An 11,889-nucleotide genomic window follows, 5' to 3' on the forward strand; every position below is an offset into this window, starting at 1 on the left:
GGCGGCGGGGCTGAGGGGCTGCTGTTCACTGCCGCCAGAAGAACACCGCCGCCATCACCAGCCCGGTGGCCACGATGCCCCAGCGCAGCACGTTGGCAGGCAGCTTTCGTGCCACGCGGGCGCCGCCGTAGCCGCCGGCGGTGGCGGCCACCATCATCACTAGCGCCTGGGGCCACAGCACGATGCCGCCCGCTGCGTAGATGGCTACCGCAATCGCGGTGAGCAGGGCCGAGACCAGGTTCTTCATGCCGTTCATGGCGTTGAGCTGGGTTTGCCCCAGCAGGCCGAACAGCGCCAACAGCAGGATGCCCAGCCCGCCGTTGAAGTAGCCACCATACCCCGCCACGGCCAGCATGCCCAGGGCCGCCTTCCACGGCGCAGCAGGGCCATGGGCCGACGCACCGGCCCACTGGCGCAGCCGGGGGCCCAGCGCAAACATTGCCGTGGCCGCCAGCAGCAGCCAGGGCACGACCTTGCGGAAGGTGGCGTCGGGCGTGATCAGCAGCAGCGCAGCCCCGGCCGAGCCGCCGATGAGGGCCAGCACCACCACCGCCCGCATGGACAGGCCGGGCGGCGGCTGCATGTCCTCCCGAAAGCCCCAGGCACCTGCCATGTAGCCCGGCAACAGCGCTACGGTGCCCGTGGCATTGGCCACCACGGGCGGCACGCCGGTGAAGACGAGGGCGGGCAGCGTCAGAAAGCTGCCGCCACCGGCGACGGCATTGAGGGCGCCGGCGACGAAGGCGGCAGCGACGAGAAGGGCGGTTTCCAAAGTATTTCCTTGGCCACGGCGTTGCGCACGCGGCATTGCACCGATGTTAGGTGGAGATGTTGGGCGTTGCAGTCCGGATTGCGACTGTAAAAGGTGCGACTGCTTTGCCTGCGGCTGCGTTTTAAGGCGGCGTTTTAAAAGTGGGTTGTCCACCGAGTCGCGGGGGAGCCCTGCAGCTGGTCAGGTCGCGTAGGGGTCTTCAAACCCCAGCTCTTGCAGGATGTCGGTCTCGTATGCCTCCATCTCCTCGGCGTCGGCCTCGCTGGTTTCGTGGTCCCAGCCCTGGGCGTGCAGCGTGCCATGCACCAGCATGTGGGCGTAGTGTTCTTCCAGGCTCTTGTTCTGCTCCTTCGCTTCGCGCTCGATCACCGGGGCGCACAGCACCAGGTCGGCGGTCACCATGGGTTCCTGGGTGTAGTCGAAAGTGAGCACGTTGGTGGCGTAGTCCTTCTTGCGGTACTCGCGGTTGAGCTGCTGGCCTTCTTCAGCACCCACGATGCGGACGGTGATCTCGGCGTCGGTGGCCAGGGCGTGGCGAATCCAGCGCGTGACCTTGTGGCGCGTCAGCACCGCGCGGTGGGCGGTCACGCCGTCAAAGGCGCCGAACTGCAGCGACAGGGAGAGTTGGTTCAGTGGCATTTGGATTGCTTTTGGCACTTAGCGCTTGATGCGTGAGCGCAAGCAGCTATCAAATTAGGAGTTCAGTCGCGTGCACGCACAGCGGCCGCGCGGCGGGGGGCGTCGTAGGCGTCCACGATGCGGGCGACCAGCGGGTGGCGCACCACGTCGGCGCTGGTGAAGTGGGTGATGGAGATGCCCTTGACGCGCTTCAAAACGCGCTCGGCGTCGATCAGGCCGCTCAGGGTGCCCTTGGGCAGGTCGATCTGGCTCACGTCACCGGTCACCACGGCCTTGGCGCCAAAGCCGATGCGGGTGAGGAACATCTTCATCTGCTCGGGCGTGGTGTTTTGCGCTTCGTCCAAAATCACAAAGGCATTGTTCAGCGTGCGCCCACGCATGAAAGCCAGCGGTGCGATCTCGATGGCGTTGCGCTCGAAGGCTTTTTGCACCTTGTCATGCCCCATCAGTTCGTACAGCGCGTCGTACAGCGGGCGCAGGTACGGGTCCACCTTCTGCGTCAGGTCGCCAGGCAGAAAACCCAGGCGCTCGCCCGCCTCCACCGCCGGGCGGGTCAGCACGATGCGCTGCACGCTGCTGCGCTCCAGCGCATCCACAGCGCTGGCGACGGCAAGGTACGTCTTGCCGGTGCCTGCGGGGCCAATGCCGAAGGTGATGTCGTGCGTGGCGATGTTCTGCAGATACAGATTCTGCGTGGGGGTGCGCCCGCGCAGGTCGGCGCGGCGGGTGTTGAGGATGATGGCGTCGTCCGGGGCCTCCAGCAGCTCGCTGTCGCCCGCCAGCATCAGCTGGATGTAGTCCTCGCCAATGGGGCGCTCGGCTATTTCATACAGGGCCTGCAGTAGCTCCATCGCCTGCGTGGCCTTGGCCTTGGGGCCATCGACCTTGAACTGCTCGTGCCGGTGCGCAATGCTCACCTGCAAGGCCACCTCGATGGTGCGCAGGTGCGCATCGGCCGGGCCACACAAGTGGGTGAGCCGGGTGTTGTTGTGGGGGGTGAAGGTGTGGCGCAGGATCACGCGGATAATTCCAGTCAGGCAACGGAAAACGGCAAGAACGACGGCGCGGCATGTCACGCCCGCGTCGCCAAAGGACATCAATGATAGGCAAATTGACCGGCACCCTGCTGGAGAAGAATCCCCCCGAGGTGCTGCTGGACTGCCACGGTGTGGGCTACGAGGTGAATGTGCCCATGAGCACGTTCTACAACCTGCCCGCCGTGGGCGAGCGAGTGAGCTTGCTGACGCAGTTCATCGTGCGCGAGGATGCACAGTTGCTGTACGGCTTTGCAACCGCTCCTGAGCGCCAAGCGTTTCGCGAGCTGATCAAGATTTCCGGCGTGGGGCCGCGCACGGCGTTGTCCATCTTGAGTGGGATGGGCGTGAGCGATCTGGCCCAAGCGATTTCGTTGCAGGAGGCGGGCCGTCTGGTGAAGGTGCCGGGCATCGGCAAGAGGACGGCCGAGCGTTTGCTGCTGGAACTCAAGGGCAAGCTGGGTGCCGACATCGGTGCTGTGCGTGGCGCGGCTACCAGCGATGCGCAGGCCGACATTCTGCAGGCGCTGTTGGCTTTGGGCTACAACGACAAGGAGGCCGCGGCCGCGCTCAAGGCGTTGCCAGCGGAGGTGGGGGTGAGCGAGGGGATCAAGATGGCGTTGAAGGCGTTGGCGCGCTGATAATCGCTCTCGAAAACCCGTGCCCGGCGTTGTGGGCCGGGACTGATGTGCGTGGCCTCTCGCCGGCCTGTCTCCGGGATGGGGCGTGTGAGTTGTGGCGAATTCAAGGATGCAGACAATGAAGAAGTTTTCTATTTGGCGCTGGATGCCTGCCGTCCTCACCGCGGCCGCGTTGCTGGTCGGTTGTGGCGGTGGCTCGGGCGACGCTGCCGTCAATGCACCGCTGCTCTCCAAGGTGGACAGCCGGGTTCAGCCCGCAGAGGCTGTCCAGGACGTTGTCCGCATCAAATCGCGCAGCGCCGCTGCTGCGCCCGAAGCAACAGCGGTTGCGTTGGAAGCGCTGGCTGCGGAAAAAACCCTGTCTGTGGACTCCGTGGGTCCTCGGCTCGTGGGCCAAGGCCGCAGCGTAGAGGCTACAAAGTCTGCATCGGCCATGGGAGCCCTGTGGCAGTGGCGCAAAACATCCGCAGGCGGCTTGGTTGCGGCGGTGAGCTTCAGCGCAGAAGGGGCCTATGGTTTGCGATTGGGTGTGCTGGTTCAGCAACTGCCTGGCAGTGCCGTCGTGCGCGTTTACACCCAAGCAGCGCCTGGCAAGGTGTTCGAGATCTCCGGGCAGGAAATTCTGCAGCTGATTGAGCGCAATCAGGCGGCGGGTGACCGTTCGGAAGCTGCTCGCACCTGGTGGACACCCGACACCGGGGCTGGTGAGGCGACGCTGGAAGTGGAGTTGCCGCCTGGCCTGGCCGCGAATACCTTACAAATATCGGTACCCCAGCTGTCGCACATCTTCGCGAATCTGGCCGTGCCTACGGAGCAGGAATACCAGGCGCAGGTGCAGCAAGGCACGAAAGCCATTGGAGACGCGGATACCTGTAACCTGGATGCCACTTGCTATAACGACGGTGCCAGTGAGCGCAACGCGGTCGCGCGCATGGTCTTTGTGAAGGGGGCGAGCGCCTACCTTTGCACCGGCACCTTGCTCAACGATGGCAGCTCCAGTGGCAAGCCCTACTTTCTCAGTGCCAACCACTGCATTTCAGATCAGACCGTGGCTTCGACCTTGCAGACGGACTGGTTTTTCCGTTCATCCAGTTGCAACAGTGGTGCGCTGCAGAGCTCGAGCACCAAGAAGGTGGGTGGGGCCAAGCTTCTCTACGCCAGCGCTGACAGTGATACCTCGTTCCTCTTGCTGAACGACACGCCTCCTGCGGGAGCCGTTTTTGCCGGGTGGGATGCGTCCACCGTTGCGGCTGGGGTCTCCACCATTGGCTTGCACCATCCCCGCGGAGACTTGCTCAAGCTGAGCTATGGCGCGGTGGTCAGTCAATCGTCATGTACTACCGCATCTGACACGACGTTCACGTGCACGGGGACCAGCGGTAACTACTACCGGGTCAACTGGAGCCAGGGCACCACCGAGGGGGGGAGCAGTGGCTCGGCGCTGTTCCGAAACGGCAAAGTTGTGGGTACCTTGTACGGTGGCGTGGCCATCTGCACCAACAAGTCGTCACCCGACTACTATGGCCGATTCGACGTGGCCTACAACGCAGCGCTGAAGAACTGGCTGGCATCGACAGCCAATAGTTCGGGTCGCACGGCTATCTACAGGTTCTACAACAGCAAAACCGGGGCCCATTTCTTCACCTCGAGCGCCGCCGAGCGTGATTTCGTAATCAGCACTTACCCGGAATTCGCCTACGAGAACATCGCGTTCTACGCCTATGCACAGCCTGCTGTGGGGCAAAGTACTGTGTATCGCTTCTTCAATACCGGCAACGGGGCACATTTCTACACCATCAGCCAAGCGGAAAGTGACTTTGTTCGCGCCAACTACCCCGTGTACAACTACGAGGGCCCAATTTGGTACGCGCAGACGGCAGTGAGCGATGGTTCTACACCGATCTATCGGTTTTACAGGCCTGTAACAGGAACCCATTTCTTCACGATCAGTGCCGCAGAGCGTGATTTTGTGATCGCTAATTACAAGGACTTCAATTACGAAGGCATTGCCTATTACGCATGGACGGGTAACTGAGTAAGTGAGCGGTTCTGACGCATGACCATCCAAACCGACGACTTCTCCCCCGCCCCCGCCAAACGCGTCATCTCTGCCGCCCCCGCCTCGCCCCAAGAGGAGGCCATCGAACGCGCCCTGCGCCCCAAGCTCCTGCAGGAGTACGTGGGCCAGGCCAAGGCGCGGGAGCAGCTGGAGATCTTCATCGGCGCTGCGAGGAAGCGTGAGGAGGCGCTGGACCACGTGCTGCTGTTCGGCCCGCCGGGCCTGGGCAAGACCACGCTGTCGCACATCATCGCGGCTGAGCTGGGGGTCAACCTGCGCCAGACCAGTGGCCCCGTGCTGGAAAAACCCAAGGATCTGGCGGCGCTGCTGACCAACCTGGAAAAGAATGACGTTCTCTTCATCGATGAGATCCACCGCCTGTCACCCGTGGTGGAGGAAATCCTCTACCCCGCGCTGGAGGACTACCAGATCGACATCATGATTGGCGAAGGCCCTGCGGCGCGCAGCATCAAGCTGGACCTGCAGCCCTTCACCCTGGTAGGCGCGACCACGCGCGCGGGCATGCTGACCAACCCGTTGCGCGACCGGTTTGGCATCGTGGCGCGGCTGGAGTTCTATACGGCCGAAGAGCTGGCGCGCATTGTCCAGCGCAGTGCCGGGTTGCTCAATGCCCCCATGGACGAGGACGGTGGTTTCGAGATCGCCCGCCGCTCGCGTGGCACACCGCGCATTGCCAACCGCCTGCTGCGCCGCGTGCGCGACTATGCCGAGGTCAAAGGCGACGGCCGCATCACCAAGCCCATTGCCGACAAGGCCTTGGCCATGCTCGACGTGGACCCGCAAGGCTTTGACGTGATGGACCGCAAGCTGCTTGAAGCCGTGATCCACCGGTTTAACGGTGGCCCCGTGGGGCTCGATAACATCGCCGCCAGCATTGGTGAAGAGGCTGGCACCATCGAGGATGTGATCGAGCCCTATCTGATCCAGCAGGGCTTCCTGCAGCGCACGCCGCGTGGGCGCATTGCCACGCTGGCGGCGTTCCGACACCTGGGGGTTACGCCGCCGAAGGCGAGCGGGCAAGATCTGTTTGGGGTGTGAGGGGTATGGCGGGGGTTGGCTCTGCGCGGGCTGCACCCCGCAGAAGGCCCGCCACGATGAATGCCTGCGCTGCGTAGTACGTCGCCAGTACCCAGACCTGTGCCATGGGCAGGTGCGTCACAAACCGGTTCGTGGCCAGCAGCGAGTCGCTGAGCATGAAAAATCCGGCGCCGATGGCGACACACAGCGAAGCGGCGCCGCGCAACACGGTGGCGCGGCCAATGGCCTGGGCCGCCATCAACGCAATCACCAGCACATAGGCCGCGACAGGCTCGCGCAATGCAGACGGCAGGCCGCCCGCCCACAGAAAGGCGTACATGGCCACGCCGATGCCCAGCGTGGCCACCAGCGCACCTCGGTGCGGAAACCATGTCTGTCCACTTTTGAACAGCGCCACATAGAACAGGTGCGCCACCAGAAAGCTCACCAGACCGGGGATGAAGAAACCCGGGAACATGAGGAACACGTCCCCCGCCAAGGACCCGCCCAGGGCTGCCATCAGCAAGACCGAGGGCGTACTGGAGCCTGATGCGCCCCTTGCGTTAGTCGAATATACGCTGGTAGCTACCAAAATAATAGCAATTACCATGGTCAGCGGCTTGAACAGCCAATGCCACTGCGTGAACCCCAGCGCGCTGGTGGCCGTGGCCAGCGCCGCGCTTTGCAGCATCAGCGCCATCAGCACGCCGATGCGCCCTTGCATCACCGCACCCAGCGACCATTGCATCGTCAGCAGCACGGCAAACCAGAGGGCGTCGTGCGCCAGCGGCGCTGCATCGGCCTGCCACAGAAAGGCCGCCACGCCTGTGAGCAGCAGCGCGAACTGCACCAGCGCAAACCACTGCACGGCACGCGACATGGGTGGGTGGTACAGCTGCATCTGCGCCATGCTGAAGGCGGGCTTGGGGAACCGCTCCGCCACATCCGCAGGCCGCCAGCCCGGCGGCTTGATCCAGACCTTGAGCTTGTCGAGCCAGCTGCGCGCGTGCCAGCTGTCGTGCGCCAGCCCGGCGTACACCTGGGCGTTGGCCCACAGCGGGTCCCAGCTGTTGAGCAGGCCGCGGGTGCCATACACACATTTCTCTTGCGCGTCTTCGTCCTTGAAGGTGCCAAACATCCGGTCCCAGAGAATCAGAACGCCGCCGTAGTTCTTGTCCAGGTAAGCGTCGTTGACGGCATGGTGCACGCGGTGGTTGCTCGGGCTGCAGAACCAGCGGTCGAACCAGCCCAGGCGACCCACCTGCTCGGTATGCACCCAGAACTGGTAGAGCAGGTCGATGAGCGCCACCACGCCAAACACCAGGGGCGGCACGCCGGCCAGCGCCATGGGCACATAAAAGATCCAGCCCAGCAGCGCGCCCGAACTCGTTTGCCGCAGCGCGGTGCTGAGGTTGTAGTCCTGGCTCTGGTGATGCACCGCGTGCGCGGCCCACAGCACGGCCGACTCATGCCCCATGCGGTGCAGCCAGTAGTAGCAGAAGTCGTAGAACACCAGCGCCAGCAGCCAGCCCGGCAGGCTCGTCCAGAACGCATCGTTGCGCCACAGCGCCACGTGCTCGAACAGGGCGGTGTAGATGCCGATGCGCAGCAGTCGCGTGAACACCGCGCTGGTCTGGCTCAGCATGCCCAGGCTGATACTGCTCACAGCATCGGCCAGCCGGTAGGTGTTGCGCTGGCGCTTGAAGCCAATGGCCAGTTCGATGGCGATCAGCAAAAAGAAGACGGGCGTCGCAAGGACGATGATCTGGCTGGGGCTCATGCTGCCGGATTGTGGTCCAGCAGCCAGCCCACACCGGGGCAGGTGAACCCCTATAGCGCCGGTGTTTAGAGGGCTGCGCCTACGTCAGCGCCCCCCGTGCATCCACTCGGATGATCCGCTCCACGACCCCATCCATCAGTCCGCCGCGCACGCCGATCAAAAAGTCGTACAGATTCACCGTGGGGTCGCAATGTCCTGGGATGAGCCAGAGCATGTGGCCCAGGCTGGGTAGGTGGGCTTCGGGGCCGTCGGCGTACAGCAGGCCGTGTTCGTCGCCCCCGTTGGCGTAACGCAGGGTGCGGTCGGCGGGCAGCAGGGCCACGGTGGGCAGGCCCGAGTCGATGGCGTGGCTCTTGTGGCCCGCGTCACACACCGCGTGGGTGTCGTGCACCGACACTACCTGGGTCTTGACGTACAGCGCGTGTTCAAACGAAGGCTGGGCTGGCTCGCGCTCGTTGCGGGCGTAGTCAGCATCCATGAACAGGAACGAGCCTGCCTGCAGCTCGCCAAACACACCGCTGGCGGCCTCATGCACCAGGGTGCCGGTGCCGGATCCGGTGATCAGCGGCACGGGCAGCCCGGCGGCTTCGATGAGCTGGCGCGTGTGGTCGGCGGCGCGCACCACAGCGGCGATGGTCTCCCGGCGGCCCACGCTGCTGGCCAGGTGCTGCGCGCGGCCATGGTAGGCCTGCAGGCCGGCAAACCGCAGGCGGGGGCTGCGTGCCACGGCCAGCGCCAGCGGCACGGCGGCCTCGCCGGGGCGCACGCCGCAGCGGCCCTGGCCTACGTCGATCTCCACCAGCACGTCGATGCCGGCATCGCTGCCATACTGCGCCATGGCTTCAGCCAAGCGTTCAATGCCATCGGCATGGTCCACGGCCACCCCCAGTCGCCCGCCGCGTGCCGCCAGCTGGGCGGCCAGCCGCGCCAGGCGGTGCAGCTTGGGCATGGCGATGACCTGATTGGTGATGGTGATGTCATCCACCCCTCCGGCCGCTAGGGCCTCGGCCTCGGCGACCTTCTGCACGCACACGCCCTGGGCGCCCGCCCGCTGCAGTTGCAGGGCCAGCTCGGCGCTCTTGTGCATCTTGGCGTGGGGGCGCCAGCGCACCTGGTGCTTGCGCGCAAAGTCGGCCAGGCGCTGGATGTTGCGGTCCATGGCGTCCAGGTCTACCACCAGAGCCGGGGTGTCGATCAGGTCCACGCGTTGACCCACGGTGGACTGCAAGGCTTCAGGAATGGGTTTCATCGCGGAGGGTGTTGTTGTCTAGGTGCTGGGTATCTGCCCAACCGATCAGGGTGAGGCCGTTCTCCGTCCACAGCAGGCGGTTGATGGCGGCGTTGGACAGCTGCCACGTGCGCGGCGCCTGAATGTCCTGGCGCGTGGCCAGGCGGTACAGCACATCCAGCACGCCGCCATGGGCCACCATCACCACCTGCTCGCCCACATGCTGCTGCGCCAGCGTGTTCACGGTGCGCTCGATGCGGTCACGCAGGGTCACGAGCGACTCACCGCCTTCGGGCGTGTAGTGCGGGTCGCGCTTGCGCCAGCGCAGCGCATCTTCGGGCAGCTTGGCCTCGATCTCGGCAAACGTCTGGCCCTGAAAGTGGCCAAAACTGCGCTCGCGCAGGCCGGTCTCGGTCATCAAGGGCGCGCCCGTGGTGCGGGCCACGGCCTGGGCCGTGGCGTGGGCCCGTTGCAGGTCGCTGGTGTAAATGGCGGCAATCGGCTCGCCCGCCAGGGCCTGCGCGACCTGGTCGGCCTGCCACAGGCCTGTGTCGTTGAGCGGAATGTCCAGGTGGCCCTGGATGCGGGTGTCCACATTCCAGGCGGTTTCGCCGTGGCGGATGGCAACGATGCGGGTGGCTTGCATGCAGTGGGGAGGGTCTGGGGATCTCAGGGAGCGGGGGGTACCAGAGGTAGCCGCACCTGCCGGGGGCCCTGGGGCGGCTTCGGAAAGCCATTGAGCGCGGCGTCGAACAGCACGCCATAGACGGCCGGGTCGCTCACCCACACGTCTTCGTGCACGGCCGAGGTCTCGTACACCACGGCCTGGGTGCCGGCATCGCGCATCACCATGCTGACCGCGCGGCGGTGCAAGGGCGTGGGCTCGCCAAAACGCCACGTGCCATGCACGCCCCAGCCCCGGCCATACCAGCCACCCATGCCCCAGGGGCCGGGACCGTAGGGGCCGTAAGGACGGAAGGGGTCATAGCGGGGCACGGTGTCGGCCTGCACACCCAGCTGCACCAGCAGGCGGGGCGCGGCATCGTCGCGCTGCAGGCCCGCGCGGGCTAGGGCTTGGTTGGCCAGCGTGGCAATGGCGTCAAACGAGGGGGTTTGCTGGGAGGGCAGGCGCTCAATGCGGTACGTGGCGGGTGCGGGCGCGGCCTCCAGGGTCGAGAAGCTCTGCACTTGGCCCTCGACCACGCGGGTAGTGCTGCAGCCTCCAAGCAGGGCGGCGGTGAGGCCCAGAAGCAGAGCGGGAAGCCATCGGCGTTGTGTCATGGTCAGAGAGTTCTGAAACAAGGATCTCCGTGAGAGTGCCGCTGGCCCCCGCAGTTCACGACAGCTGCACCACCTGCACGCCAGGCAGCGAAGGCGATGGCGCTACGAACTCTTCCTTGTCAAACGCCTTGTCGCCGTCTTCGCTGGCAATGCCTGTGGCCTTGGCGTTCTGGAAGTCGTACAGGCTGCCGTCCAGCAGGTGCGAGGGCACCACGTTCTGCAGGGCGTTGAACATGTTCTCCACGCGGCCGGGGAATTTTTTCTCCCACTCACGCAGCATTTCGCCCACCTGCTTGCGCTGCAGGTTCTCCTGGCTGCCGCACAGGTTGCAAGGGATGATGGGGAAGTTGCGGTGCGCAGCCCAGCGGGCGGTGTCTTTCTCGGCCACGTAGGCCAGCGGGCGGATCACCACATGCTTGCCGTCGTCGCTCACCAGCTTGGGCGGCATGCTCTTCATCTTGCCGCCAAAGAACATGTTGAGCAGCAGCGTCTGCAAAATGTCGTCGCGGTGGTGGCCCAGTGCGATCTTGGTGCAGCCCAGCTCATCCGCCACGCGGTACAGAATGCCCCGGCGCAGGCGGCTGCACAGGCTGCAGGTGGTCTTGCCCTCAGGGATCAGCTTCTTGACGATGCTGTAGGTGTCTTCGTTCTCGATGTGGAACGGCACGCCGGTGCTGGCCAGGTACTCGGGCAGCACATGTTCAGGGAAGCCCGGCTGCTTCTGGTCCAGGTTGACGGCCACCAGGTCAAAGTGGATCGGCGCGCGGGCCTTGAGCTTGAGCAGGATGTCCAGCAGCGCATAGCTGTCCTTGCCGCCCGACATGCACACCATCACCTTGTCGCCTTCTTCAATCATGTTGAAGTCGACGATGGCCTTGCCCACCTCGCGGCACAGGCGCTTTTCGAGCTTGTGGGTCTCGCGCTCGATCTTGATGCGCGTCGCGTTGGCGGTGGCGGGTTCTTGGGGGGCGTCTTCCGCCTCCGTCCAGCTGTTTTGCATGGGGTTGTCGATCACTGCATTCATAGATTTACCACTGCCCTGTCTCAATGCGAATCGCCACTTCGCAGTCGTCAAAAATTTCGAGTTTGGCGATTTTCACGCGCACACCCAGCACGCCGGGCAGCTGCATCAGGCGGTGGGCCAGCTTGCCGATCAGGCTCTCCAGCAGGTTCACGTGTTCCGCCGTGCACTCGTCGATGATGATCTGGCGCACGCGGCGATAGTCCAGCACATGGCCGATGTCGTCGTCGCGCGGGGCCAGTGGCTGCACGCCTAGGCTCAGCTCGGCATCCACCTGGATGGGCTGCGGGTCGGTCTTTTCGTGGTCGAGGATGCCCAGGTTGGCGTCAAAGCGCAAACCGGTGAGCGTGAGGATCTGGGTGCCAACAGCGTGGGTCATGGGAGAAGGTCCTGGCT

The 11,889-nt window shown here is 64.7% G+C and carries 12 protein-coding genes; 3 read left to right on the forward strand and 9 right to left on the reverse strand.

The window, feature by feature from the left end:
* Positions 1-25: 25 nt before the first annotated feature.
* The 3 genes from C8C99_RS17800 to C8C99_RS17810 form a co-directional block, all read right to left on the reverse strand.
* The gene (locus C8C99_RS17800) at positions 26-772 is read right to left on the reverse strand and encodes a sulfite exporter TauE/SafE family protein (protein WP_233247259.1); all 747 of its coding nucleotides are present in this window, start codon (positions 770-772) and stop codon (positions 26-28) included.
* 180 nt (positions 773-952) lie between these two features.
* Positions 953-1,411, reverse strand: a complete 459-nt coding sequence (gene ybeY, locus C8C99_RS17805; RefSeq protein ID WP_056647268.1) for an rRNA maturation RNase YbeY — start codon at positions 1,409-1,411, stop codon at positions 953-955.
* Positions 1,412-1,473: 62 nt separating this feature from the next.
* Positions 1,474-2,430 (reverse strand): PhoH family protein, encoded by a 957-nt coding sequence (locus C8C99_RS17810; protein ID WP_108626460.1) that lies wholly within the window; start codon positions 2,428-2,430, stop codon positions 1,474-1,476.
* Between the two features lie 80 nt (positions 2,431-2,510).
* Here C8C99_RS17810 and ruvA point away from each other — a divergent pair, with 80 nt between their 5' ends.
* From ruvA to ruvB, 3 genes are all read left to right on the forward strand, one after another.
* Positions 2,511-3,086 carry a Holliday junction branch migration protein RuvA gene (gene ruvA, locus C8C99_RS17815; RefSeq protein ID WP_108626461.1) on the forward strand — a complete coding sequence of 192 codons (576 nt, stop codon included), beginning with the start codon at positions 2,511-2,513 and terminating at the stop codon, positions 3,084-3,086.
* Positions 3,087-3,204: 118 nt separating this feature from the next.
* On the forward strand, positions 3,205-5,121 hold the full coding sequence (locus C8C99_RS17820) for a trypsin-like serine protease (protein WP_056647258.1): 1,917 nt from the start codon (positions 3,205-3,207) through the stop codon (positions 5,119-5,121).
* 21 nt (positions 5,122-5,142) lie between these two features.
* The gene (gene ruvB, locus C8C99_RS17825; protein WP_056647255.1) at positions 5,143-6,204 is read left to right on the forward strand and encodes a Holliday junction branch migration DNA helicase RuvB; all 1,062 of its coding nucleotides are present in this window, start codon (positions 5,143-5,145) and stop codon (positions 6,202-6,204) included.
* On the opposite strand, the gene C8C99_RS17830 is transcribed toward ruvB, so the two are convergent.
* The 6 genes from C8C99_RS17830 to C8C99_RS17855 all read right to left on the reverse strand — a co-directional run bounded on the left by C8C99_RS17830 (position 6,161) and on the right by C8C99_RS17855 (position 11,872).
* Positions 6,161-7,963: a lysoplasmalogenase family protein gene (locus C8C99_RS17830; protein ID WP_056647253.1), complete on the reverse strand. Its 1,803-nt coding sequence runs from the start codon at positions 7,961-7,963 to the stop codon at positions 6,161-6,163. The two genes, ruvB and C8C99_RS17830, sit on opposite strands and share 44 nt — an antisense overlap.
* A 79-nt stretch (positions 7,964-8,042) precedes the next feature.
* The gene (locus C8C99_RS17835) at positions 8,043-9,212 is read right to left on the reverse strand and encodes a DSD1 family PLP-dependent enzyme (protein ID WP_056647250.1); all 1,170 of its coding nucleotides are present in this window, start codon (positions 9,210-9,212) and stop codon (positions 8,043-8,045) included.
* The gene (locus C8C99_RS17840; RefSeq protein ID WP_056647248.1) at positions 9,196-9,837 is read right to left on the reverse strand and encodes a histidine phosphatase family protein; all 642 of its coding nucleotides are present in this window, start codon (positions 9,835-9,837) and stop codon (positions 9,196-9,198) included. The genes C8C99_RS17835 and C8C99_RS17840 overlap by 17 nt, the downstream gene beginning before the upstream one ends.
* A gap of 23 nt (positions 9,838-9,860) precedes the next feature.
* Positions 9,861-10,472, reverse strand: coding sequence for a DUF4136 domain-containing protein (locus C8C99_RS17845; protein WP_056647245.1), 612 nt, complete (start codon positions 10,470-10,472; stop codon positions 9,861-9,863).
* Between the two features lie 55 nt (positions 10,473-10,527).
* Positions 10,528-11,496, reverse strand: coding sequence for a tRNA 2-thiocytidine(32) synthetase TtcA (gene ttcA, locus C8C99_RS17850; protein ID WP_199226449.1), 969 nt, complete (start codon positions 11,494-11,496; stop codon positions 10,528-10,530).
* Between the two features lie 4 nt (positions 11,497-11,500).
* On the reverse strand, positions 11,501-11,872 hold the full coding sequence (locus tag C8C99_RS17855) for a dihydroneopterin aldolase (protein ID WP_056647240.1): 372 nt from the start codon (positions 11,870-11,872) through the stop codon (positions 11,501-11,503).
* Positions 11,873-11,889: the final 17 nt, after the last annotated feature.

The sequence above is a fragment of the Acidovorax sp. 107 genome (genome assembly GCF_003058055.1).
Taxonomy (GTDB): Bacteria; Pseudomonadota; Gammaproteobacteria; order Burkholderiales; family Burkholderiaceae_C; genus Acidovorax.

Coding starts and splice junctions, on each gene's coding strand:
- ybeY (WP_056647268.1), bottom strand. CDS start 1,411: ATGCCACTGAACCAACTCTCCCTGTCGCTGCAGTTCGGCGCCTTTGAC.
- ruvA (WP_108626461.1), top strand. CDS start 2,511: ATGATAGGCAAATTGACCGGCACCCTGCTGGAGAAGAATCCCCCCGAG.
- C8C99_RS17820 (WP_056647258.1), top strand. CDS start 3,205: ATGAAGAAGTTTTCTATTTGGCGCTGGATGCCTGCCGTCCTCACCGCG.
- ruvB (WP_056647255.1), top strand. CDS start 5,143: ATGACCATCCAAACCGACGACTTCTCCCCCGCCCCCGCCAAACGCGTC.
- C8C99_RS17830 (WP_056647253.1), bottom strand. CDS start 7,963: ATGAGCCCCAGCCAGATCATCGTCCTTGCGACGCCCGTCTTCTTTTTG.
- C8C99_RS17835 (WP_056647250.1), bottom strand. CDS start 9,212: ATGAAACCCATTCCTGAAGCCTTGCAGTCCACCGTGGGTCAACGCGTG.
- C8C99_RS17840 (WP_056647248.1), bottom strand. CDS start 9,837: ATGCAAGCCACCCGCATCGTTGCCATCCGCCACGGCGAAACCGCCTGG.
- C8C99_RS17845 (WP_056647245.1), bottom strand. CDS start 10,472: ATGACACAACGCCGATGGCTTCCCGCTCTGCTTCTGGGCCTCACCGCC.
- ttcA (WP_199226449.1), bottom strand. CDS start 11,496: ATGAATGCAGTGATCGACAACCCCATGCAAAACAGCTGGACGGAGGCG.
- C8C99_RS17855 (WP_056647240.1), bottom strand. CDS start 11,872: ATGACCCACGCTGTTGGCACCCAGATCCTCACGCTCACCGGTTTGCGC.